The organism is Bacteroides ihuae, from assembly GCF_900104585.1.
Lineage (GTDB): Bacteria > Bacteroidota > Bacteroidia > Bacteroidales > Bacteroidaceae > Bacteroides > Bacteroides ihuae.
This window is the reverse complement of record NZ_FNVX01000006.1, coordinates 925,309-947,536: the sequence shown is the minus strand read 5'-3', so window position 1 is coordinate 947,536 and position 22,228 is coordinate 925,309. Positions and strand designations below refer to the sequence as shown.

The 22,228-nt window shown below is 43.7% G+C and carries 19 protein-coding genes; 9 read left to right on the top strand and 10 right to left on the bottom strand.

The window, feature by feature from the left end; all coding sequences use genetic code 11:
- Positions 1-59 precede the first annotated feature (59 nt).
- Both BQ5338_RS14555 and BQ5338_RS16570 read right to left on the bottom strand, forming a co-directional pair.
- Positions 60-2,366, bottom strand: a complete 2,307-nt coding sequence (locus BQ5338_RS14555) for a TonB-dependent receptor (RefSeq protein ID WP_071147519.1) — start codon at positions 2,364-2,366, stop codon at positions 60-62.
- A gap of 161 nt (positions 2,367-2,527) precedes the next feature.
- The gene (locus BQ5338_RS16570; RefSeq protein WP_078063506.1) at positions 2,528-2,884 is read right to left on the bottom strand and encodes a hypothetical protein; all 357 of its coding nucleotides are present in this window, start codon (positions 2,882-2,884) and stop codon (positions 2,528-2,530) included.
- Positions 2,885-3,146: 262 nt separating this feature from the next.
- Here BQ5338_RS16570 and BQ5338_RS14550 point away from each other — a divergent pair, with 262 nt between their 5' ends.
- Both BQ5338_RS14550 and BQ5338_RS14545 read left to right on the top strand, forming a co-directional pair.
- Positions 3,147-3,581 carry a Fur family transcriptional regulator gene (locus BQ5338_RS14550; RefSeq protein WP_071147518.1) on the top strand — a complete coding sequence of 145 codons (435 nt, stop codon included), beginning with the start codon at positions 3,147-3,149 and terminating at the stop codon, positions 3,579-3,581.
- A 313-nt stretch (positions 3,582-3,894) separates the two neighbouring features.
- Complete coding sequence (locus BQ5338_RS14545; RefSeq protein ID WP_071147517.1) at positions 3,895-4,740, top strand: hypothetical protein; 846 nt, start codon at positions 3,895-3,897, stop codon at positions 4,738-4,740.
- A 59-nt stretch (positions 4,741-4,799) separates the two neighbouring features.
- On the opposite strand, the gene BQ5338_RS14540 is transcribed toward BQ5338_RS14545, so the two are convergent.
- Positions 4,800-5,516, bottom strand: a complete 717-nt coding sequence (locus BQ5338_RS14540; protein WP_071147516.1) for an SDR family NAD(P)-dependent oxidoreductase — start codon at positions 5,514-5,516, stop codon at positions 4,800-4,802.
- Between the two features lie 196 nt (positions 5,517-5,712).
- Between BQ5338_RS14540 and BQ5338_RS16905 the strand changes: the two genes are divergently transcribed.
- On the top strand, positions 5,713-6,006 hold the full coding sequence (locus BQ5338_RS16905; RefSeq protein WP_071147515.1) for a hypothetical protein: 294 nt from the start codon (positions 5,713-5,715) through the stop codon (positions 6,004-6,006).
- A 9-nt stretch (positions 6,007-6,015) separates the two neighbouring features.
- On the opposite strand, the gene BQ5338_RS14530 is transcribed toward BQ5338_RS16905, so the two are convergent.
- Complete coding sequence (locus BQ5338_RS14530; RefSeq protein WP_071147514.1) at positions 6,016-6,687, bottom strand: class I SAM-dependent methyltransferase; 672 nt, start codon at positions 6,685-6,687, stop codon at positions 6,016-6,018.
- Between the two features lie 112 nt (positions 6,688-6,799).
- Between BQ5338_RS14530 and ovoA the strand changes: the two genes are divergently transcribed.
- The gene (gene ovoA / locus BQ5338_RS14525; protein ID WP_071147513.1) at positions 6,800-8,908 is read left to right on the top strand and encodes a 5-histidylcysteine sulfoxide synthase; all 2,109 of its coding nucleotides are present in this window, start codon (positions 6,800-6,802) and stop codon (positions 8,906-8,908) included.
- A 156-nt stretch (positions 8,909-9,064) separates the two neighbouring features.
- On the opposite strand, the gene BQ5338_RS14520 is transcribed toward ovoA, so the two are convergent.
- Positions 9,065-9,544, bottom strand: a complete 480-nt coding sequence (locus BQ5338_RS14520) for an Lrp/AsnC family transcriptional regulator (protein ID WP_071147512.1) — start codon at positions 9,542-9,544, stop codon at positions 9,065-9,067.
- A 168-nt stretch (positions 9,545-9,712) separates the two neighbouring features.
- Between BQ5338_RS14520 and metE the strand changes: the two genes are divergently transcribed.
- Positions 9,713-12,013 carry a 5-methyltetrahydropteroyltriglutamate--homocysteine S-methyltransferase gene (metE, locus tag BQ5338_RS14515; RefSeq protein WP_071147511.1) on the top strand — a complete coding sequence of 767 codons (2,301 nt, stop codon included), beginning with the start codon at positions 9,713-9,715 and terminating at the stop codon, positions 12,011-12,013.
- Positions 12,014-12,067: 54 nt separating this feature from the next.
- Here the strand turns inward: metE and BQ5338_RS14510 are convergent, their stop codons facing one another.
- Positions 12,068-12,301, bottom strand: coding sequence for a DUF4248 domain-containing protein (locus tag BQ5338_RS14510; protein ID WP_071147510.1), 234 nt, complete (start codon positions 12,299-12,301; stop codon positions 12,068-12,070).
- Between the two features lie 151 nt (positions 12,302-12,452).
- Here BQ5338_RS14510 and BQ5338_RS14505 point away from each other — a divergent pair, with 151 nt between their 5' ends.
- The 4 genes from BQ5338_RS14505 (at position 12,453) to BQ5338_RS16900 (ending at position 14,044) form a co-directional block, all read left to right on the top strand.
- Positions 12,453-12,701 (top strand): hypothetical protein, encoded by a 249-nt coding sequence (locus tag BQ5338_RS14505; protein ID WP_071147509.1) that lies wholly within the window; start codon positions 12,453-12,455, stop codon positions 12,699-12,701.
- Positions 12,702-12,986: 285 nt separating this feature from the next.
- Positions 12,987-13,475, top strand: a complete 489-nt coding sequence (locus BQ5338_RS14500; protein WP_071147508.1) for an HU family DNA-binding protein — start codon at positions 12,987-12,989, stop codon at positions 13,473-13,475.
- A gap of 108 nt (positions 13,476-13,583) precedes the next feature.
- Positions 13,584-13,781: a hypothetical protein gene (locus BQ5338_RS14495; protein WP_139265263.1), complete on the top strand. Its 198-nt coding sequence runs from the start codon at positions 13,584-13,586 to the stop codon at positions 13,779-13,781.
- A 170-nt stretch (positions 13,782-13,951) separates the two neighbouring features.
- Positions 13,952-14,044, top strand: coding sequence for a smalltalk protein (locus BQ5338_RS16900; RefSeq protein WP_159431332.1), 93 nt, complete (start codon positions 13,952-13,954; stop codon positions 14,042-14,044).
- A 73-nt stretch (positions 14,045-14,117) separates the two neighbouring features.
- Here the strand turns inward: BQ5338_RS16900 and BQ5338_RS14490 are convergent, their stop codons facing one another.
- Genes BQ5338_RS14490 through BQ5338_RS14475 form a run of 4 tightly spaced genes read right to left on the bottom strand, consistent with a single transcriptional unit; the run spans position 14,118 to position 22,125 of the window.
- The gene (locus BQ5338_RS14490; protein ID WP_071147910.1) at positions 14,118-16,322 is read right to left on the bottom strand and encodes a HEAT repeat domain-containing protein; all 2,205 of its coding nucleotides are present in this window, start codon (positions 16,320-16,322) and stop codon (positions 14,118-14,120) included.
- A 34-nt stretch (positions 16,323-16,356) separates the two neighbouring features.
- Positions 16,357-17,928 (bottom strand): DUF6850 family outer membrane beta-barrel protein, encoded by a 1,572-nt coding sequence (locus BQ5338_RS14485; RefSeq protein ID WP_071147506.1) that lies wholly within the window; start codon positions 17,926-17,928, stop codon positions 16,357-16,359.
- Between the two features lie 33 nt (positions 17,929-17,961).
- Positions 17,962-19,236, bottom strand: a complete 1,275-nt coding sequence (locus BQ5338_RS14480; RefSeq protein ID WP_071147909.1) for a DUF4876 domain-containing protein — start codon at positions 19,234-19,236, stop codon at positions 17,962-17,964.
- Positions 19,237-19,248: 12 nt separating this feature from the next.
- Positions 19,249-22,125, bottom strand: a complete 2,877-nt coding sequence (locus BQ5338_RS14475; protein WP_071147908.1) for a TonB-dependent receptor — start codon at positions 22,123-22,125, stop codon at positions 19,249-19,251.
- Positions 22,126-22,228: the final 103 nt, after the last annotated feature.

Here is a 22,228-nt window from a genome sequence, read left to right as displayed (position 1 = left end):
GCTTTGAATGACTGCTCTCGATATACGATGTAGAGGAATTATTTGTTAGTGATTAGTTCTTAGAAGCTGATTTTGGCACCTAAGAAGTAGCTTCTTGGAGTTGAGGGACCATAGATATAGCCAGAATCTCTGTCAACGCCTTTATCAAAGTCTTTCTGGTAAGCTTCCAAGATATTCTGCACACCGCCGTTTATCTGTATGGTCACTTGATCTACCGGAATGTTATAAGCCAACTTCATGTTCATATCGATAAAGTCGCGTGTGCGTTTAGCTGTATCTATATCAACGCCCGAACCAGCCATATGCTGCACTAACATGCTACCAGTGTAGGTTCCTGATAGAGAGGTCGTTAGCTTCTTTGTCGGATTGAGTGATGCGGTGAAATAACTGTATGCATTGGGAGTGCGAAACATTTTCTTCTCCGTTTTTACTCTTGTATCCTCACTCCATTCCTCCGGTTTTTTGTAATGGCTTTGCTGAAGTGTTAGTCCGCCTTGCAGTTGTAGCCAAGAAGTAAGCACAGCTTTTCCCTCTAGGTTCACTCCCATGACTTTGGCACCCGAGCCGTTATAACGTTCTTTCACCGTATTTCCCTTTTCATCGACTTGATTCATGTTTCTTAGTGCGAACACATCCCTAAGATCAGTGTAAAAGCCCTCTATTAATAAGTTGGTTTGCACATTTCCAAAAGTATGATACATGTCAGCAGAGAGGCTGAAACTGTGCGATTTCTCTTCTTTAAGTCCATCAACCAGACGAATGACCTGACGCTCACCTCCTACGATGGCTACGTGTAAATCCTCATCAAAGGCTTGCGGAGCACGGAATCCTGTAGAATAATTAAGTCGTAGGTTGATGCTTTTGTTGGGGTTGAACCGCAACGTTGCTCTGGGACTGATAATGGCATGGTCAATCAGATTATGCTTGTCCACACGTGCGCCAAGCAGCAGACTCCAACGTTCGTTTTTCCATTCATTCTGCAAGAAACCGCTCCAGATACGAGTCTTCTGACTAAGGTCGTGATCATATCCAATAGAGACGTCTTCTAGTCCGTCATAATTGAATTCGCCGCCGGCGGTCAGCTCGGAAGGCATGAACAATAACTCATCAAAGTTGTATACAAACTGACCACCACTCACCGAAGTCAAGTCTTTGGTTGTGCCATATGCATTTGGGTCTTGTTTACTTCCATAATAGCTTTTTCTGTCTGTATGTTGAAAGGAAGAATAGACGTTTAGTCGACTCTTATTGTTCGGTGAAAAGAGGTCAAAACTAATTCCCCCTCCGTTAATGTTATGGTCTACCTGTTCGGTAATATTAGCCTCATGAGCGGGACGATCAAGTCGGTCGCCTCCTCTGCGGAACTCCGTGATCCCGTGATATTCCAGTGTCAACTTTGAGTAAGTACTTGTTTTGAGGAATGAGCGCATTCCTACGGTTTTGTTACGTAGCTGAGGCAGCTCAGTAAACCCATCGCCATTGTGGTCATAGCCCGATCTATTGCGGCTTTGTCCGTACACATACAAGCCCGCTTTGCCATCTTCGGTCACCAACGAGGCATTCAGTGCGGTGCTGTTATCAAATGTTCCGCCCGTGCCGATGGAAGTGATGGAGTGAGAAAGCTCACCTGAGTTGCGCACCGGATCTTTCGTTATAACATTGACTACTCCGCCAATGGCTGATGAGCCAAACAGTGCCGAGCCTCCCCCGCGTATAACCTCCACACGTTCTATCATGTTGGCCGGGATTTGCTCGAGTCCGTACACTCCGGTCAAAGCAGAGAAAATAGGGCGTGAATCCATTAGGATCTGTGAGTAATGTCCGTCGAGTCCATTGATACGAACTTGATTGAAACCACAGTTCTGGCAATCGTTTTCCACTCTTACGCCCGGTTGAAAACTCAATCCCTGAGCCAGACACTGCGCGTTGGTCGATTCAAACAACTTCGTGTCGAGTACGCTCACCAGAGCAGGAGCCAGGCGTCGAATGGTAGCGTTGCGGTTGGCAGAAACCACCACCCCTTCTAGTGCCACCATGTCCTCTCCAATCTCCATGTTGAGCTCTATGCTTTTCCCTTTTTTAAGCACCACTTGGTTAGAAGTTGATTTGTAGCCTACTGCGCTGGCTTCGACTGTAAAAGTCCCTTCAGGAAGGTTCTTGAGGAAGTAATGTCCCGACTCATCGGTTACGGTACCGATAGTGGTACCTTTCAGTACCACGTTGATGAAAGATAAATGTTTTTTCGTGTCCTTATTTATAACGTGTCCATATACATTGGCATCCGAAGCTTTTAACTCAGGGTTATCTGCTAATGCAGAAATGGCCACATAGAGTAAGCTGAAGAAAATTATTGTAATCTTTTTCATTCTGTTTTTTATAATGATTTGTAGAAATGAATATCAGTGCAGCATCCATATTATGGGCGCTGCAAAGTTTGAAGAAGCACACTTCATCCCAGTCCGGAACTTAAAATAGAATGCCGGACAATAAGAGAGTGAAGAGCGAGAAACCTCTTCAAAACGATATGTCAGGCTGCCAATGGAGGAGCGCGGAGAGAGATTGTCCTGTCTCTAAAGCATTTGGTTATCTTAAATTCAGGACGGATTAGTATTTTGACGGGTTTAAGTAAGAACAATCCGAACAACACAATGAATAGCAGCGAGTGAGCTATCTGTATGTGTGAAAGCGAGTGAATGAATTGTACTTCGGATGCCTTTCCGTGGTGATGTACCGGAGCCTTGCTGTCCTTTTCGAAAGGGTGAGAGTGTATAATAGTTACTCCGTTGATCACATGTGAATGTATAAAGAGAGATACGCTCCCCGCATACCAAATGAATAGTACAGGGAAGAATATTTTGAAGAACTTTATACTCAGTCGTTTCATAAACGGAAATCAGGAATTTAGTTACGCCTTTTTAAATGGTGTAGCGCAGATGATTGAAATGAAACAATGTTGCAAATTTAGGGTTTCGGTTGTTAAGAACCAAACAGAATCTTTCTTTTTTGTTCTTAATGCCTGTTGATATTCAAAGATACTATCAAAGGAATCAGTGCAACGTTGTTTCATTGCATGAAGTTAATACTTTGTTCTTTTATTGGATTTATTTCTTGTATAAGTTACTTTTGTATTTCAATGTGGCTGAATAATGGATATAAATGAAATTTTGAAGACGAGGAACCTGAAGAGGACAGCTCCTCGTGTGGCTATTGTAACCATACTCGAAAATAGTCCTATACCGCTTTCGGAGAGTGAGATAAAGGGTGGAATGGGGCATTTATATGATCGTATCACCTTTTATCGAAGTGTGCAAACGCTGCTTGAGGTTCAGGTTATCCATCGGATTATGATAGATAACGCTACCGTGAAGTATGCGTTCAACAGAAACGTGCTCAGTCAGCTCCCTACTCATGAGCATGTGCATTTCTACTGCAAGAGTTGCCACACCACTATCTGTCTTGAGCAGGTACCGATTCGGAAGTATAAGTTGCCTGAAGGCTTTGTTCAGGAAGAATCTGAAGTGTTGATAAAAGGTTTGTGTGATAAATGCGCTTCAATTTCTGATGATTTCTTGTCTGAATAGGTTTTTGTATACCAAGATCTGTCGATAATCTCGTATTTGTCTTCTTGTCTGAAATTTGTTTCATTCGAAACAAGCTTCAGATAAGAGGACTTTTTTGATAATTATAGTTGATATTCAAGAATGAATTTTTACCTTTACTCTTGTCTAATAAAATAATTATGAAAAGTAGATCAAAACAAACTAGTAGTCGTCCGTTCTCTGGGACAAAGTAAGCTTAAATGCTGATTTTCAAGTAAATAATCAAATCCTCCCATCTGTCGCCGATTGTTTAAGTCTGAATAGTTGCACCCATTCTTTCTTTGAATTCTGCACTATGCTCGAAAAGCATGAAAAATCGTTGTTGTCTAATCTGAATGCTTCTGCAAAGAATTTGTTGGATATCCGAATGGAAGAGAAAGAGCTAAACGATCTGTGGCTCAATGTTTTGGTAGAAGAATGCCTGAACTTTTATGAAGCTGGGGGGATGTGTAACACAAGCGTTCCTGAGGATGTTTGTCGCATAGTGTCTGATATCATGGGGATAGAAAAGATTGTCTTTGAGACATTCGAATTTATTTCTCCTACGCACGGATGTTTGGCGGAATGTTTGAAGAAGACGCATGGGCACAGGGTCTCTAGTGAGATTGCTGATCAAATTAATTTTTTGTTGCATTATATCAGAGTGGTGGAGGATTTTATCCGGAGAGACAGTTTGTTTGCGAAGGAGGAAATGCATCAAATGTTTGAGGTCCTTTGCAAGGGCGCTATTCCGCTGGATGTTTTGGCTGTGGAAAACAAATTGAGGCTAGGCAAGATCCTAGAGCAGTCTGCTGCACCTGTTGATCTGCCTGCCGATAAAAAGCCGGAGGTTTCGGATGAAATACTTTCGGCTATTCGCTCTGAGATAGAGGGTTTGAAGTTTAATGTTAGTCATGAGTATTGGGTAAAGGGTATTATACTGGTGTGCGGTCATTTGCGTCAAATGATGATGGAACCCGGTATATATGGAGTGGAAGGTACTCTTAATGCTTATGCGTACTGGATACTCGAAAACTTCCCTCTGGTGGGTAAGGTATACACGCACGAGCAGCTGGTAAAAGTGTTGGGCAAGAGCGAGCCTTATTCTTCCAAGGTAGTCAAGAAGGTGCTGGGAGATGATCCGAAGGGGTTTATGAGATGATGGACTTTTACTCCCCAAAAGCTGTACAAGATGCTTTGTTTCTCTCTTGCCGGCATGAATTACATCCGGTTATAAATAAAACCGGGTATTTGTTTTATAATAATAGCAATAAACCTCCATCTCTTTGTTATATAGGCAACGTTCTTTCTCTTTTTAATTGCTGTAAAAATTTGTTTTGCAGCCTTCTCTACAGTGGAAACCCAGAATAGACCCTCTCCTTTAGCCATATTGGTATCTACAAATCCGGGTCTTATGTCGGTTACGAAAATAGGAAGTCTAAGAGAGGCTGATTTCTGTCTGAGTCCTTCCAAATAGTTTATTTGATATGATTTTGTTGCGTTGTACGAAGGAGCATGTCTGCTTCCACGCAATCCGGCAAGAGAGCTTATTGCAACTAAATGTCCTGATTTCTGTTTTTGAAAATAGTTAAACCCCCAATCAGCAATATTGGTAAAGCCTGATACATTTATGTCGATGGTTCTTTTTTCTATTTCAAAGTTTAGTTCTTCGTTTATATCACCTGTTCCTGAGCTTATTATTAACAAATCAAGCCCATTTAGTTGTATTGTCAGTTCATTTAGCTTTTCGATTGCAGTCTTAATATCGGCAATGTCAAAAGAGCTGGTGATAAAAGCTCCAGTTCTTTTCTTTTTTAGATCCTCTAGTAATTCGTTCCGTCTGCCTGTAATTCCAACTAGATAACCGTTTTCTGCTAGAATTATTGCGAGTTCTTTACCTATTCCAGAAGTTGCTCCTATTATGATTGCTTTTTTCATTTATAGACGATGTTTAGTGGTGCCAATTTTTGTACTTTTCACAAATATATAATTAAATATTTATATGGCGGGAGTATCATAATAATATTTATCTGCTACTTTCTTTCCTCTTTTTTCAGAAGCTCGCTCTAAAAATCCTTTCTCCTCATTTTTATTTCTTCTCCCCGTTCTCTGTAAATAACTGATAATTAATCTGTTGAAACTTCTTTTCAATACTCTTCATTTTACCCCTTATCTCCTTGAAACGTTCTCTATTTTTGTATCCGCGACACGGGGATGTTGCCTGAATATAAATGATAATAGATATGACCAACAGAAAGAAACTTCGGCCTTACATAGGATTTACAACACCGTGAACGGTCGCTGCACTCCCTGTGAGGAGAACCCCGATGCTGGCATAGAATCTCAGCGCATCACCGATGTGAAGTTCGATAATGCCAGTTGGCTGAAACAGGAAGAGGCGGTGCAAGGAGAGATTTTGATGGAATAGATCAAACGATTATTTCATCCCCCAGAGCACAGCAAATATGTAGTATTTGAACGGACAGTCAACCTCTTTGAATCCGGCCTCTTGCAGCCATCTCATTTGTTCTGAAACAGAGGCGCATTTATCCAACTTGTTTCGCTCATAGGAGGCTTCTACGGCTTCTTTGCTTAACTCAGAATTGTCGAGTCTGAGACGCCTCCTTTGCGTATAAAACGAGTGGATATAATCCGTACTGCCTTTCACTTGTTCTGCATTGACAAAAAAGCCACCCTCATTGAGTATGCCATTTATCTTTCTGAATAGCTCTTGTTTGCCTTCGTCGGATAAATGATGAATAGCGAGCGAAGAGATAACGGCATCATACTTTCCTTGAGGCTCGAATAGTGTCATATCGGCGATTTGGAAGGATACATTTTTCAGATTGGCGAAGCGCTCCCGTGCCACGGTCAACATTTGTTCCGAAAAGTCCAGTAGCGTGATCTCTGCTTGCGGATATTTCTCTAGTACAAATTGTGAAAAGATGCCGGTTCCGGCTCCTAAATCGAGGATCTTAGGGGTAGTGGTATTGAAATGCAGCCACTCAGTAGCTATGCCATAGAAATCATCATAGCATGGGATGAGTATTCGGCGTTGGCTATCATATTTTTTTGAGATCTCATCAAACTGTTCTTTTACACTTTCCATCTTGTTGCTTGTAATAGGTAAATTCTGTACCACAAAAATACAGATATCCTCAACATAATGGCCGCTAAAATGTTAATTATTCATTGATTTTATATGCTAAACAAGAATATCTATGCAGAATCTGATAACCAAAACGGTGAACCTGAAAGAGGGAACGGCTGAGAGCAAGAAGGCGGAAATCCGCGATTATTTTTTGAAAACGTGGGAAGTGGACGAGAAGCTGTATACGCAACTTGTGGATGATACTGCTTTTTATCTGCGGGGTGATCCGCTCCGTCATATCATCCTGTTCTATCTGGGGCACACGGCTGTCTTCTTTATCAATAAGCTTTTGCTGGCAAAAATAATAGATGCTAGAATAAATCCGGCTTTTGAATCGATTTTCGCCATCGGAGTGGACGAAATGAGTTGGGACGACTTGGACGAGCGGCATTACAACTGGCCGTCGGTTCCGGATGTTCGCAAGTATCGCGATGAGGTGAAGAAAACCATCCTGGACGTGATCGACCGTACGCCGTTGAATCTTCCCGTCGATTGGGAGAATCCTTTCTGGATTATCATGATGGGCATTGAACATGAGCGTATTCATCTGGAGACTTCGTCGGTACTGATACGCCAATTGCCTCTCGATAAGGTAGTTAGCGGACGTTTCGGTAAAATCTGTGAGGAGCGGGGAGATGCTCCGACCAATGCTTTTCTGCCTGTACCCGGTGCTGAGGTTAAGTTGGGCAAGCCGATGGATCATCCGCTTTACGGTTGGGACAATGAATATGGCAGTCGAGTGGAGGCGGTGGAAGATTTTCGGGCCGGTAAGATGCTTATTTCTAATGGCGAATATCTACAGTTTGTTGAAGACGGTGGCTATGATGTGGAGAGTTATTGGACGGAAGAGGGTTGGAGTTGGCGCAACTTCAAGGAGGCGCAGATGCCACTGTTTTGGAGAAAGAAAGACTGCGGATATGTTTTACGTTTGGTAGCCGAGGAGATTCCAATGCCGTGGAACTGGCCGGTGGAGGTGAATTATCTGGAAGCTAAGGCCTATTGCAATTGGATGTCGGCAAAGCAGGGGAAGACTTATCGTTTGCCCACCGAGGCTGAGTGGTACCGCTTAGCAGAGCATTGCGGCATTCCGGATGTGGAAGCTTGGAACGCTGCTCCGGGGAATATCAATCTGGAACAGTATGCATCACCTTGTCCCGTGGATAAGTTCAAGCAGGGCGACTTCTATGATGTGGTGGGAAATGTCTGGCAGTGGACGGAGACACCGATCACGGGTTTTGCCGGTTTCCGTGTGCACCCTATGTACGATGATTTCTCCACACCGACTTTCGATGGAAAGCATAATTTGATAAAGGGTGGTTCGTGGATCTCCACCGGAAACGAAGCGACGCTCCATGCTCGCTATGCGTTCCGCCGCCATTTCTACCAACATGTGGGCTTCCGTGTGGTGGAATCCGAACATCCGCTCGTCATAGAGAACGATGAGTACGAAACGGATACGGAGGTAGCCAATTCGTGTGAGAACAACTGGAGAGATGTCTTCGGTGCGAAGTCGAATTTTCAGAAAGATCTTGCCGCTCTTGCACTGGCTGCGGTGAAAGACCGCCAAGTGACTCGGGTGCTCGATCTGAATGCCGATACCGGTCGCCTGGCCTTTGAACTGGCACCCCACTTCAGCGATATCACCGCCCTCGATTTCTCTGCACGCTTCATTCGCATGCCCATTCAATTGCAAGAAAAAGGTTTTGTTCGCTACATCGTGAAAGAGGAAGGTGAACTAGTGCTTTATCGTGAACTGCTACTTGCCGAAACCGGTTTGGGGGCGAGCAAGGAACATCTTCTTTTCATGCAGGAGAACGCCAATAACATCAAGCCGATCTATACCGATTACGATTTGATCATTGTACCCAACTTACTGGAAGAGTTGATAAATCCCATTGCCTTTTTGGAGCATATACACGAGCGGTTGAATGAGGACGGCACACTGATTATTGCTTCCACTTACGATTGGGAAACGAATGAAATTGCCAAAGAATACCGTCCCGGTGGCTTCAAACGAGATGGAGAACCTGTTACTTCATTCGATGGCATCAAAGCCATCTTGGATCAATGGTTTGTTTTGGAACAGCCTCCCGTTGATTTGACCTGCACGCTTCGGAAAAGCTCCCGCTGCTCCGAAGTCCGACTTTCGGAGGTTACTGTTTGGAGGAAGAAACCTTAGTTTTGGGGAACTTGCTCTTTTTCCTTAGAACCCGGAATAGAATCGATAGCAAACAAACATTGTCGTCGTGGGTGAACTTGTTCCTTTACCTTAGAACATTCCGATTTCCGCCGTTAAGCTTGAAAGGATTACTTCTTAAGCTTAACGGTGGCATTCTTATTTTACGGGTACATCTCCGAGCGGAATGCTATGAGTCTGTTTTATCTCACCCATCACAAAGATACTTTGCAGACTTCCGATGCTATCTACCGTACCCAATTTGTTGAGCACGAAATCCTGATAGTACTTCATGTTGGGCACGTAGATTTTTAGCATAAAATCATAATCACCGGAGATGTTGTAACATTCGGTTATCTCATCTATGCCCATGATTGCCTCCATAAATTGGTGTCCATACTCCTTGCTGTGCTGTTTGAGGCGTATGTTGCAGAAGACGATGAAACCTTTACTCAGCTTCTCGGGGTCGAGGATAGCTACATATTTCTTTATGAATCCTTCTCTTTCGAGCTGCTTTACCCTTTCGAACACGGGCGTTGGCGACAGGTTGACTCTCTGCGCAAGCTCTTTGGTGGTAAGGCTGGAATCCTCTTGCAAGAGCTTGAGGAGTTTGAGGTCTGTTTGGTCTAATTTCTCCATAGATAATTATTCTGATTAGCGACGAATTAAAGCTGCTTTATAGCGTATTCATCTGGTTGATGTGGCAAATATAGAATTAATATCCTATATTTTAGTTGATGTGTAGGTATAAACTCTAAATAGTTACATTTGCTCTCATTAATCATCTAAATAAATGTAATAAAGAATATGCGTACAAACATTCTGGGTTACCCGAGAGTTGGTAATCATCGTGAGCTGAAGAAGGCTTGCGAAAACTATTGGTCAGGCAGCATCTCAGCCGAAGGGCTTTTAGAGGAGGGCGCTGCCATCAGAAAGCGGAACTGGAGCTTGCAGAAAGAAAACGGGATCGATCTGATTCCGTCGAATGACTTCTCTTTGTATGATCACATTCTCGATATGACGCTCACTGTGGGTGCCGTTCCTTCACGCTATGAGGCTTTGGCGGGCAATAGACTGAATCTGTATTTCGCTATGGCACGTGGTTTTCAGAATGAGGGGCAGGATGTTATTGCCATGGAAATGACCAAATGGTTTGATACGAACTATCATTATATTGTGCCCGAATTTACGAAAGACCAGCAGTTCTCTTTGTACTACAATAAACCTTTGGAAGAATATAAAGAGGCAAAAAGACTGGGCATCAAAACTAAACCGGTGATTTCAGGCCCTATCTCTTATCTTCTGCTGGGCAAGGAGAAAGAGGGTGGTTTTGATCGTCTCTCTTTGCTGGAGAGGCTTTTGCCTGTCTATGTTCAGATACTCAAATCGCTCGAAAATGAAGGTGCGGAATGGGTGCAGATGGACGAACCCTTTCTGGCACTGGATATAGACAAAAAGACAAAAGCAGAGTATGTGAACGTGTACCGACATCTCAGGCAGGTATGTCGCTTGAAGATAATGGTGGCTACCTATTTCGACGGATTGAACGAGAATACTTCACTGGCCACTTCTTTGGATGTGGATGCTTTGCACATTGATTTGGTGCGTTGTCCCGAACAGTTGGGTGATGTCTTGGCACAATTGCCTGCTGAGATGAGCTTATCGCTGGGCATTGTGGACGGGCGTAATATCTGGAAGAATGACTTTACGCAGTCTCTGGAAGTAATAAAGAAGGCGGCAGATGCTCTGGGTTCGGAACGTGTTTTTGTGGCAGCTTCTTGTTCTTTTCTGCACGTGCCTTATGATTTGGATTTGGAGACCAAGGAGGATGTTCTTACTCCCGAAATGAAACAATGGATGGCTTATGCCAAGCAAAAGGTGGATGAGGTGTCGACTCTGAGAATCCTTTCGGATGGTAATTTTTCTGATGAAGCTCGGTTGAAGCTGGAGGCTAACAAATTTGCCATAGCGCATAAAAAGACCTCTTTGCTGATTCACAACCGGGAGGTGAAGCAACGTAGTGCTGCTGTAACCGATAAGGATACGAGCCGGAAGAGTCCTTTCCCCATAAGAGCGGCTTTGCAGCACAAGGTACTCAATCTGCCGCTGTTTCCGACTACCACGATTGGTTCTTTTCCGCAGACGGCGGATGTTCGTTCATGGCGTGCTAAGTTTAAGAAAGGACTCTTTTCTGCCGCCGACTACAAACATTTGTTGCAAGCAGAAACGAAAAAGGCCATAGAGTGGCAGGAGTCTGTCGGACTGGATGTATTGGTTCACGGGGAGTTTGAACGCAACGATATGGTGGAGTATTTTGGCGAGCAGTTAGCCGGATTTACTTTCTCACAAAACGGATGGGTGCAGAGTTACGGTTCGAGATGTGTGAAGCCTCCCATCATTTACGGAGACGTGCACAGGCCTCATCCGATGACGGTGGATTGGGCGGTTTATGCGCAATCGCTCTCTTCCAAATATGTGAAAGGCATGTTGACGGGGCCGGTTACCATCTTGCAGTGGTCGTTTGTCCGCAATGATCAGGAGCGTTCTGAAACCTGCCGACAGATAGCCCTGGCTATTCGTGATGAGGTGTGCGACTTGGAGAAGGCGGGCATTAAAATCATTCAGATAGACGAGCCTGCCATCAGGGAGGGACTTCCGCTTCGCAGAGGCAACTGGAAGGCTTACCTGGACTGGGCGGTGAGGAGCTTCTGCATCTCTTCGAGTGGAGTTGACGATGCCACTCAGATTCATACGCACATGTGCTATTCTGAGTTCAATGACATCATTGAGCACATCGCCAGGATGGATGCGGATGTGATAACGATCGAATGTTCTCGTTCGCAAATGGAGTTGCTCGATGCTTTTGTGAAATTCAAGTATCCCAATGAAATAGGGCCCGGAGTGTACGACATACACTCTCCGCGTACGCCTTCTCAGCATGAAATTGTGGCTTTGTTGAAGAAAGCGTTAGAGGTTCTTCCTCCCGAGCGTTTGTGGGTAAACCCTGACTGCGGTTTGAAGACCAGAGGATGGGCGGAGACGAAGGAGTCTTTAATCAGAATGGTTGATGCGGCAAAACTGCTGCGTAGCGAATTTCCTTCTCTATAGCAATTGCTTTTCTTGATTTGTTTCTGTGTGTGGGGGAACCTTGGTCGTTTGGCTTTAAGGTTCCCCCAATGCATTTACAATGAGTTGCACTTGCAGCGGAGTATATCTGTCTGCGGATAGTAATCCGGCTTGTTGCAATGCATTGTTCAGTCCGGGTATCTTGCTTATCCACCGTTTCAGCGTGTCGGCTGCACTTTTTCGGGTGATATTTGGTAGATAGAATGCCGCCAATTCTGATTTTCCGTAGCTCTGTATGCGGAAAGGTTTCTCTTCGTTTATTGTACTCATCGTTGTTTTTATTTGCTTAAAGATACAAAATAATCGGCTGACAGACAAATGATCAATTGATTAATTACATTGGTAAAAATAGGAAAAAGTGATTTTTAATTGCATTTTAGATAATAATCTGTATATTTGAATGTATTAAAATAAAAGGAAAATGGTAATTAAATTATCGATTGAACGAGACGACGAACTTTTCAGGCTTGAAAGACTTTCAAGAGTTTCTTGCTTTTTAGCAAAAGAATTTGCTAGTAAAGGTGAGCCATTAATCATTAGTGAATTGGAAGACCATAAAGGTGAATTGACAGTGACATGGACTAAAGAGCCTAATGAGAAACAGAAAAGCATAGCCATTCGTGGCTGGGAATTGGAGAATGAATATTCCATTGTCCACAAGATTCTGTAATTTCTTTAATGATTAAAACAGGAGCGGCAACTTATTTATTAGGTTGCCGCTCTTGTTATTAGTCATAAGCTATCCTTTTAAAGAAAACTTTTTGATAGCTTTATTTACCTTTATGCCTTTTTGTCTCCACCCATCTCCGTATAGGCCCGAAACGCGACAACGGCTTGTGTTACCTTTGCAAGGAAGAGATAGGGAAAGCACTTCTTTTGCAGGCCTGCGAAGTATTATTTCTCTGCTCTCTTCGGAATAAACAGTATTGTATCACAATTAAAAACAGCAACAAGTATGTCAGTACCTGTAAAGCGCTATCAGCGCAACAAATTGCTGAGCGATAAGACATCGCCCAAGCTTTACTTCCTCAGGCAGGAGTCGGGAAGTTCCAAAGTGGCTACCATCGAAAGTATCGCTCAAGACATCGAGACTTCCGGATCACTCTCTGCCGAAGATGTGAAGCACACTATGCAGTCGTTTGTACGGCAGTTAAAGAAAGTCCTCACTGAGGGCAACAAGGTAAAAGTAGATGGCCTCGGAACGTTCTACATCACCTTTAGCAGCACCGGTACGGCTGTGGAGAAGGATTGCACGGTGAAGAATATCAAACGGGTGAATATCCGCTTTGCAGTAGATAATTCTCTCCGTTTGGCCAATGACACCACGGCTACCACCCGTGGAAGTGCCAATAATGTCCTCTTTTACATCAAAGGTGAGGGTACTGCTTCGAATGGAGGAAGTAGTGATGCTGGTGGCGATAAGCCGAAAGATCCCACTGCTTAACACGATCGGAATCATCCGAAATGAGAAATTTCTTGCGGATGATTCCTTTCCATCGACAAAGATGAATGAGGCAGGATACGAATAATGTATCTGCATGAATGTAATAAGATGGGAGTAGTGGACTATGAGCGACTGAAATGGTCGGGTTTGGAAGCCGAACTGGCTTATATTCTTCGGTACTATCAGGTAGATACACTAGATGAGGCAATGGATGTGGTAGAGGAGGAACTAACCTGGTTAAGGCATATAGCTCTCGAAGTGGAGCAAGAGGAATCATCGACTCCTTCCGCTGAATATGATTGCTGAGTCTAGGATACTCTTTGCGAGTATCGTCGATAATCCCGTTTTGCTTTCCATTGAATATGATTGCCCGCCTAGTCCTCTTTCTAAGTCGCAAAAGGTGAGAGTATAACTTAAGATGAATAACAGGAACAGGCAGCCTCGAGGCTGCTTCTCCAACAAAAAAACGAAAAACAATGAAAAAACTTAATTGGAATGTGATTTTGAAAGTTGTCATTGCCGTAGGATCGGCAGTGTTGGGTGCTTTGGGTGCCAACGCCATGGCATAAAAGCGTAGTGATAGAATGAAAAGGGGGTTGTCCGGACTTTTGGACAACCCCCTTTTTCGTATTCAATGAAAAATTACTCCGGCAATAACCGGGCTTTTGTTTTCTGTGCCTGACGAACAATATCTTTGTTGCTATCTGTAGCAATAAGTTTGTCGCAAGCTGCTATAATCACATCTTGTTGCCATGAATGTGTAAACCAACTCAAAGCTTCAATCGCAGCTATCCGAAGTTCCGCATCCCTGTTCGGGTCAAGAGAGAATGTACAGAGTTGAGGCGCTATCTCATGAATAGGATTATTTCTGTAAGATCTGATGGCAAACATCTTTTCCTTCTTTGAAGTAGCTGTATCCATTACAGCATCCAGATCTTTCTTGTTTCCTGCTTCCAACCTTTCTACTTTGTCTAACAACTCTTTTACTATCGCATCTTTGTTTACCCACTGGCTGGATTCCGCAGCCTGCTTCTTTATTTCTTCTGCCATTTTAGCTGTATTCATCAGTTTAACACCGTCCATGGCCTTGTATTGCACTCTCGTAGATGTCCAGTCGTTGAGCAACGTGTTTACCAATGCCGGTATAAGGTCGTCCGATCCGGTCTCTGATATATACTCCACAGCAAAGCGGCGTACAAGTTCATAACTGTCGTTCACAGCAAGTTTCAACACATCATGCAGCTCGGGAGCATTGAGTAAGAAAAGTAAGCGCATGGCCTCCATTCTTTCTACTCCTGCACCGGAGTTGCTGAAAGTTTCTTTCAGCGTTTTGGGTAGTGACGCATCATGATTCTCATATAACTTGCGCAAAGCGATGCAACGAACATCCACAATGGGGCTTTTCTGTAATTTTTGCCATAGTTTGTTGTCCTTGGCATGCAGAGTGATAGCTTCGTTGATGTTGAGCGAAGGATCTGCCAGATTCTTAAATCGGTATGTAGGGTCGCCGATTAAGTGCGTCTCGAGGAACTGCACATGTTTGTGCCACTGTCCGATGCGTATGCCACAATTGAGCAAACCGATAAATTCATCCGGCCATTTGTCTTGTATGGCATTCACGGTGTTACCTTGCGTAACGATTGTTTTGCCGTCAGAGAAGATATAAGCTCCCGCTATGTAGTCATCTTCGTAGAACGATCCATTGTAGCAAGCATCGAACATCACAAAACGGGCATTCGGCTTGATGGCATGTAAATCCTCCAAATGCACATCCAGCGAAGCATCCAGCAGAGAATCTTTTAAGATGTTAGCAGAATCAAAAGCATCGGTCATCCATTCACGAGGTACACCGAACATCTTCATATAGTTCTGCATCGTCTCTTCTACATCTTTCTTTTTTCTTTTGGCCTCCCTCACTTTACCGCGGAGATATTGACGAATGTTGTCAATCGAGGTGTTCGGATCGCTTCCTTCCTTGTATCCGTTCAGATACTGAGTGTCGCTGGCACCATGATGGTGAAACAATACAATATCCAAATCCGGACGTTGCACTTCTCTAAGGTAGTAATCCTTGGCCGGCCATTCGGAGTCGAAGTCGGAGAAGCGAACAAGGTTTCCTGTTTTGAACAAATCGGGGAATTGCTCTCTCAAGGCCAACTGTTCGCCGGCCCATGCCTCACGTGCCTGAGAGTTATATCCGTGTCCGCGCATCATAGAAAGGTTGTTGATGGGGTTCTCTTCCGAACGCTCTTTTACCACTTTGGCGAGATACTTGTTCAATAGTTCATATTTATCCTTTCCATCGATAATTACAGGCTTTATCCGCGCCGTGTAAATGTCTGAACGGAGATATTGGCGAGATTCCGGAGTGAGGGAGAAATAGAAATAGAGTGGTTTGTCTTCATCTCTCTTCAGGAAGTCGAACTTGAGGTCGAAATCATCATAGTAACGATCTGAAGCGATACTTGAGCGCTTCCAGTTCATACGCTGATCCATCTTGAAGGCCGAGGTAAGAAACTGCCCGTCCCGAATCATCGGGATGGGGATGTCTCCTACAAAAACAGCCCCTTCCAACGGACTCTTCTTCTGTTGATACAAGTCGAGCAATATCTTGCGAATGTCTTGCGGCGATTGCCAATTGTCGACAATGATATAAGTTCCCAGACCATCTTTTTCAATCACAGCCCGATAGGCATTGACAGCTTCTTTCGCCTTCTCATAACTCTGTGAGTCGATGATGATGGCAAACGAGGTTTTGGATTGAATGCCGGGTTTGATAACCTCCGGTGCGGCCCATAGGCCGACGGCCTGTACTAAAAACAGGAGTATAAAAAGAGACTTTTTCATGTTTACTTGTTTTAATGGATTCATATTTGTTGGTTTAAAACTCGCATCCAAAGCTTACTTTGAAGAACGAGCGGTGGTTGTAGTCAAAGCTGTATGCTTTCTGATAGCAAAAGCTACCTTTCACAAAAAGATTGCCTTTGCTCTGAGCATCTATCTGTTGCGAGTAAGCAGCCGAAAGGGCAAACTGGCCGTAGTCGGATATCGAGTAATTAAAATCGCTCTGCATCAGACCCGTTACGACGATATACTCGGGGTGTTGCCCTTGGTAGCTGTACGTTCCGCTCATGCCGTTGCTATACAGAGCAGAAGCCTCTACCAGCAAACGCCGTGTGAACTTGTCGGACAAAGCAATATTTACTTTGCCGTTTACTCCGTAATCCAGTCGTTCATTTTCTTTCAGAGATACAGGCAAGAGATATGTGTCTTTGTTCTTGTTGTAGCCCACTGTAGCCCCTGCCTTCCAGCTGTATTCATCGCCTTTGTTCTTCACCAGCTCGTACTGGGCTTGTGCGTTTTGAGTTTTGTATTTAGAGCGTACACTCTTGTATTCAATCACCCATCCGGTTGCTCCGGTTGCATTGTTCCAAGTGTTGATGTACTCTATGCCATCAATTTTGCGGTCGCTATAACCCACTGTGAAGAAGGATGAATAGGGCTTTGAAAGGTCGGTATAAGCTTTCAGGTTGGCGGAGAATAATCCGTCTCTGGTTGTTCCGTCCAGCTTGGGCGTGCTTGAGTTTTCTTTCACATCCTCCACTTTCATAGAGTAGTTGGTGGTGAATAGTAAATTGACACTTCCCTGATAATTATATTGAAGCCCACCACCAATGGTGCTGGCATCATATAGGCAGAAACGTCCCGAACCTACTTTCTGGACACTTTTGCCTAATCCATAAAGGTAATAATACGTTTGATTGACGTAAGAATTTGCAATGTCCATATCCGATTCTTCTTTGAAGTTGCTATACTCCAGATTCAATCCCAAGTGATGCTTTTCACCCAATGAGAATACAGCTCCCGGCTTCACATTAATGGTATATAGCGTGTTTGTTGAACGTGGGTCTCTTTGCTTGGCTCCCATGGCATTCTGATAGAGCAAATCCAAACCAAAAGAAACAAAGTTCCAATACTGTTTGGTTGCCGTCCGCAATTGGAGTGTGTAGTATTGCTTGTTCCAATCGCTTAAAAGACTATCTGCAGTGTAATAAGGCATACCGCGATAGGGATCGAGCAGCGAAGCGTTGTACCCCGAATTACCTATTTTCTCTCTGGAATAACCAAAACTACCCCATACATAAGTTGATTTCAGATTGACACTACCTTCAGCATTGAAGGTGATGTTTTGTCCGTCTTCCCCTTGTTGGGCCTTCTTGAAGTTGCCCTTGTAGTTCTCATATCCCAGTGCCACCTCGGTATAATTCAGCGGTTTATCCAGCAAAAGCCCTGCCGAATTGGAACTTCCCATCCAAAGGCTTTTCATCCTGACTTTTTCTGCCGCTGCCGGAGTGTTTTGAGTTGCCTCCTCTTTCTGTTGAGCATTCACTGTGAGCGTTGCAAACAGCAGTGTGCAGAGAGTAGCAATCTTTTTTATATTGTTTTTTTTCATAACGTTCTAGTTGTATTAAAACTCTAATCTTGCTTACTTTTTTAATAACGTATGATTCCACGAAGGCATCTTTGTATTGTAACGACGGAATTGGGGTACAAGGCCTCGTTCAAAGTCGTCCGTACTGTTATTAGTATCTTCAAATACCAGATCACCATTAGCGCGGGTTTCTTTCACTTTACGTGCTACACCGACTCCGATAAAGGTTTGGCCGACATACGTCATCCCCGAATCAAGTAGCCCAGGTACACGCTTGCCAACAATCATACTTTCGTTTTGCCCTGCTTCTACGGCATCTATTACATAATCAATGGGGATTTTGGCATAGAGCTTGGTAGATGTGGATGCTAAATCTGTTGTGTTCAGCGACTTATCTTTTACCGGATCATACGTAACCCCGTCAGGAACTTGGAAAAGGACGTATGCACCTCCAAATATTGTAACCATGTATTGGAGTAATGTATTTGATGCAGTTCCATTTGCATAAATAAAAGTCATGTCTGTTGCCGGTTGATCGGGGAAATTGGCATTATGGCAGTTAAATTCAAATTCGGAAGAAGAGCAATCCATCGGGCTATTAAGATTATATTTTTCAACTTTATGGTTGGTGGCAAACTGTGAGATGACGCATGACTCACCTGGCTTTAACGGATAATCCGTTCCTTTGCCGGGAAATTGCCAAATATTGGTGGCATATACATAGTTATTTCCATCTTCTTCGGGCCACATAGGGAGCTTAGCCGTTGCTATAGTTGGTGCAAGGTCGGCGAAATAGATCTTATCGAGATAAATGACCTTTTCTGTATTGTTGTACAACTCATAGAATTGGTCGCGGAAGTAACCATTAGACCCTCCCTTAGGGTATTTAGATCCACAGTAGTATATTTCCTTAAAGAGTAATTTACCGGCAACCATCGCTTTAACCGGTATTTTTAGTGGTTTTGAATTACTTACGATGGAATAATTCACCACGTTTCCGTTGAGGTAATAGGTGGCATCTCCTTCCACTTCGGTCTTTCCGGTGATGTTGATGTTATATAGACCCGGAATAATACCTGATACGGTAACTGTGCCGTCACTTCCTACTGTACCGGTTATCTTAATGTTCTCCGTATAATTTTGGAGCGTCACGTTCAGTTCCTCGGGAGCAGGCAAGCCTTCAATGCTCATATCCGCCTCTATCGTTATGGTCATCGTTTTAATGTCTTTAGCGTCAAAAGCATCGCTAAACTGTCCGCTGCATCCGTTCAATACAGCCGATAATAAGAGCAATCCGGCTGTTCGGTTGATTATATTTAGTTTTTTCATATTCATTTTAATTTATTTCAGTGTGAGTAGCAATTCTACACCAAAGAACAAGTTATTGTTCCGTCTTTCGTATGTTCCGGGTGATCGTTTGTCTTCGTAGAGCGGGTGCGAAGAGAACATATTGTTGGCAAAGAAAGAGACACGCATGTATTCTCCTATTTCCTTGCTAAGGTTCAGGTTCATACATAACAAAGGCGGCATACTTTCTTTGATGTACTCTTTCTTTTCTACTTTGCGCATGATACTTGCAAACTCACTACTGTTTTGATTTGCCGGATCGAAATCGTACACCTGTCCGTCATTCTTGTTGATGTACTTCACGGGGACGGAGTCGTTACCGAATTTGTACCAATCGGCATCTTTCCAGATCATTTGTGTGGTTAGAGTTACAGCCATCTTCAGGCTTGGAATGTTGTGTACCATCCTTAGGGAAGTAGATATTCGCTCTTGGTATCTTTTTTTCATTCCAGGTTCGTACATCCCGATATGCGGTGCTTTAGCCGGATCGGTAACGAACAAAGAATAATAGGTGTATCCATTGTTATAGGTTTCGCTTTGCATCCATGCTCCACTCAACACAAATGCTGTACGAATGGCATCTATACGTCCCGTGTTGAAGTCCAGTTCCACACCATCGGTATTCATTGTCAGGTTGTTGCTGGCAGACGAATAATTAGATAGTACCGAATACTGCTTGTCTGCTATCAAAGTGGGGAATGATGTTCCATCTGTAGGCAATGCGCCTGTTTTATACGTTTGATAGGTTACGGGTGTATAAACCTCATTCATGTAATAACCATTATTCATCCGCTCCTTGAATCCGGTTACGGATAAGCGCATCTTTTGACTCAGCGTAATGTCCAAACCTATTTCCGTCTTTTTGTTGGTTGCAATTTTCAGGTTTCGGCTTTTAGTGTCGAACACACGAGTAGTTGTTACCAGCATGCGTTGTGCTTCAGGGACAGTACTGCTAGCCATAGTGTTGAGGTTGACATATTCAAAGTATGCATCTTCCGGATGTAGATACAGCACTGTGGGTGATTTGGCGGTAACGCCGTATCCACCTCGTAGGGTGAGTAAAGAAGGTATCACGTCTATGGAAAGGTTGGCACGTGGAGTGATGATGTCTCTGAAGCCCAGTATGTTGTCATATCTTGCACCTGCTTGAAACTTCAGTTCGTGCTGACCAAAACTATAGGAGAAGTTTTCTTCGGCAAAGGCACTGAGCTGGTGTACAAAAGGAATGTCTTTGTATGATCTGGGTCTTGAACTTGAATTGTTGACCGAATTAATGCGGTAGGGCGGAGCTGATGGATCGAACGTCTTACCGTCTCCCACATTACCATCGCTTTTGAAGCTTGCTCCCAGAGAGATGCGGTTGTTTAGGTATTCGGTGTTCTTTACGAGATTAGCGATGACTTGGGCAAACGTGTTGACCTCTTTTCCGTCAATATCATACTTCGTCATATAGCTGGACGGGGTGTAGTAGGCATACAGATTTTCCTCTCCGGCAGGGATATTGGTGATTTTGTTCCCTTCTGAATCGTATACGTCTACTCCCGGTTTGTTACTCAGCACAGCTCCGTCCGTGGTGGTCATGGAGTAGGGGTAATTTCCTGCACCCAGCACGGTTTCGTAATGACTCTTTTTGGAGGAATAGTTGGCAGACAGAGCATATCGTATATTTTTCAGCCAGCCATAGTTCATGTTAAAAGTCCCGTTGGTGCTTAACTTAACACCAGCTTCTTTTCCTCTTTCAGCCAGCTGTAAAGTTTCATCGTCGGGGTTTTTCTTTCGTCTATTTTCTCCGAAAGTGAATTCTACACTGGTGTTGGAGCGTAGTTTTTTATTAAAGAATGAATTAGAATAGAGTGCTTGTGCCGTCGCTCTTTGGTAATAAGCGTAAGACTCTGAAGGTTGCTTAATGTTGTATGCATAGTCAGCACTGATATTTAGGTTCCCTTTGTTGGCTCCCAGCCCGTAACCTTTGTTCACCGAAGTTTGCACGATGTTCGGATTTGTCTTAAAGCTGATCTTATAAGGCTCACGTCCGGCTTTGGAAGTAACAATTACCGCTCCCGAAGTCAAATCTCCATATTGTACCGAAGGAATACCTCTGATTACCTCTACCGACTCTACATTATCCAATGAAATGGGGCGTAAATCCACCCCTCCGGATGCACCACTTAATCCTCCAATACCTACTGTGGCTCCGTTTAACGATGGATTTAATACCTGCATGTTAGCGTTGTTGGAAAGTGGTACACCATCTTTTACGATGAGTGATCCAAGTCCATTCATATTACTCCCATCTGTAGAAAGTGTGCGAATGTTTATCTGAGATGTATAATTCAGATCTTGATTTTTGCTAACACCCCCGGGTAATAATTGTAGAATATCACTCAGGCTGGTGGCTTGCATATGATCCATAGCTGTTCGGGCAATGGTGGAGGATGTTGCTTGTCCCGCTTTGTTGGCCGTAGCTGTTACTACTATCTCCTTAATTGCAAAGTTGGCATCCTTCATGTAGAACTCCAGATGGGTAATGTCTTTGCTGACGATTAGAGTGGTGTCTATTTTCACCATACCTAGTGATTGTACGGTGATATTCACCTTGCCTGCGGGCAAATCTTTGAGCATGAATGTTCCGTTATCTGCAGACATAGTTCCTGTGCCCATCTGCTGAATAAGAATGCTAGCATAAGATAAAGGTATTTTCTTACCTGTGCCAGCTTCATATACTGTTCCTGATATGGAATGTTTCCCCTTGGCCGACGACTGTGCATGCAGGCCTTGGGGGAATGCCATGATGCATACTGCTGCCACCCATGCTGTGTTGAGCAGGCCGTGTAACAGTTTTCTTCGATAGAATACTCTGTTTCTTTTCATATTTGGTTTAATTACTGGTGTTCTTTTATCGTTTATTCGCAAATATTCTTTTCTAAACTAAAAAATATGTGAATAGTAGGCGCAAAGATAGTTGCTTTACTTC

What these genes read in the sequence shown, in the direction of transcription:
- BQ5338_RS14550 (WP_071147518.1), top strand. Translation starts at nt 3,147, where the DNA reads ATGGATATAAATGAAATTTTGAAGACGAGGAACCTGAAGAGGACAGCT.
- BQ5338_RS14495 (WP_139265263.1), top strand. Translation starts at nt 13,584, where the DNA reads ATGGGAGTAGTGGACTATGAGCGACTGAAATGGTCGGGTTTGGAAGCC.
- BQ5338_RS14540 (WP_071147516.1), bottom strand. Translation starts at nt 5,516, where the DNA reads ATGAAAAAAGCAATCATAATAGGAGCAACTTCTGGAATAGGTAAAGAA.
- BQ5338_RS14475 (WP_071147908.1), bottom strand. Translation starts at nt 22,125, where the DNA reads ATGAAAAGAAACAGAGTATTCTATCGAAGAAAACTGTTACACGGCCTG.
- BQ5338_RS14490 (WP_071147910.1), bottom strand. Translation starts at nt 16,322, where the DNA reads ATGAAAAAGTCTCTTTTTATACTCCTGTTTTTAGTACAGGCCGTCGGC.
- BQ5338_RS14545 (WP_071147517.1), top strand. Translation starts at nt 3,895, where the DNA reads ATGCTCGAAAAGCATGAAAAATCGTTGTTGTCTAATCTGAATGCTTCT.
- metE (WP_071147511.1), top strand. Translation starts at nt 9,713, where the DNA reads ATGCGTACAAACATTCTGGGTTACCCGAGAGTTGGTAATCATCGTGAG.
- BQ5338_RS14555 (WP_071147519.1), bottom strand. Translation starts at nt 2,366, where the DNA reads ATGAAAAAGATTACAATAATTTTCTTCAGCTTACTCTATGTGGCCATT.
- ovoA (WP_071147513.1), top strand. Translation starts at nt 6,800, where the DNA reads ATGCAGAATCTGATAACCAAAACGGTGAACCTGAAAGAGGGAACGGCT.
- BQ5338_RS16570 (WP_078063506.1), bottom strand. Translation starts at nt 2,884, where the DNA reads ATGAAACGACTGAGTATAAAGTTCTTCAAAATATTCTTCCCTGTACTA.
- BQ5338_RS14485 (WP_071147506.1), bottom strand. Translation starts at nt 17,928, where the DNA reads ATGAAAAAAAACAATATAAAAAAGATTGCTACTCTCTGCACACTGCTG.
- BQ5338_RS14510 (WP_071147510.1), bottom strand. Translation starts at nt 12,301, where the DNA reads ATGAGTACAATAAACGAAGAGAAACCTTTCCGCATACAGAGCTACGGA.
- BQ5338_RS14520 (WP_071147512.1), bottom strand. Translation starts at nt 9,544, where the DNA reads ATGGAGAAATTAGACCAAACAGACCTCAAACTCCTCAAGCTCTTGCAA.
- BQ5338_RS14480 (WP_071147909.1), bottom strand. Translation starts at nt 19,236, where the DNA reads ATGAAAAAACTAAATATAATCAACCGAACAGCCGGATTGCTCTTATTA.
- BQ5338_RS14505 (WP_071147509.1), top strand. Translation starts at nt 12,453, where the DNA reads ATGGTAATTAAATTATCGATTGAACGAGACGACGAACTTTTCAGGCTT.
- BQ5338_RS14530 (WP_071147514.1), bottom strand. Translation starts at nt 6,687, where the DNA reads ATGGAAAGTGTAAAAGAACAGTTTGATGAGATCTCAAAAAAATATGAT.
- BQ5338_RS16900 (WP_159431332.1), top strand. Translation starts at nt 13,952, where the DNA reads ATGAAAAAACTTAATTGGAATGTGATTTTGAAAGTTGTCATTGCCGTA.
- BQ5338_RS14500 (WP_071147508.1), top strand. Translation starts at nt 12,987, where the DNA reads ATGTCAGTACCTGTAAAGCGCTATCAGCGCAACAAATTGCTGAGCGAT.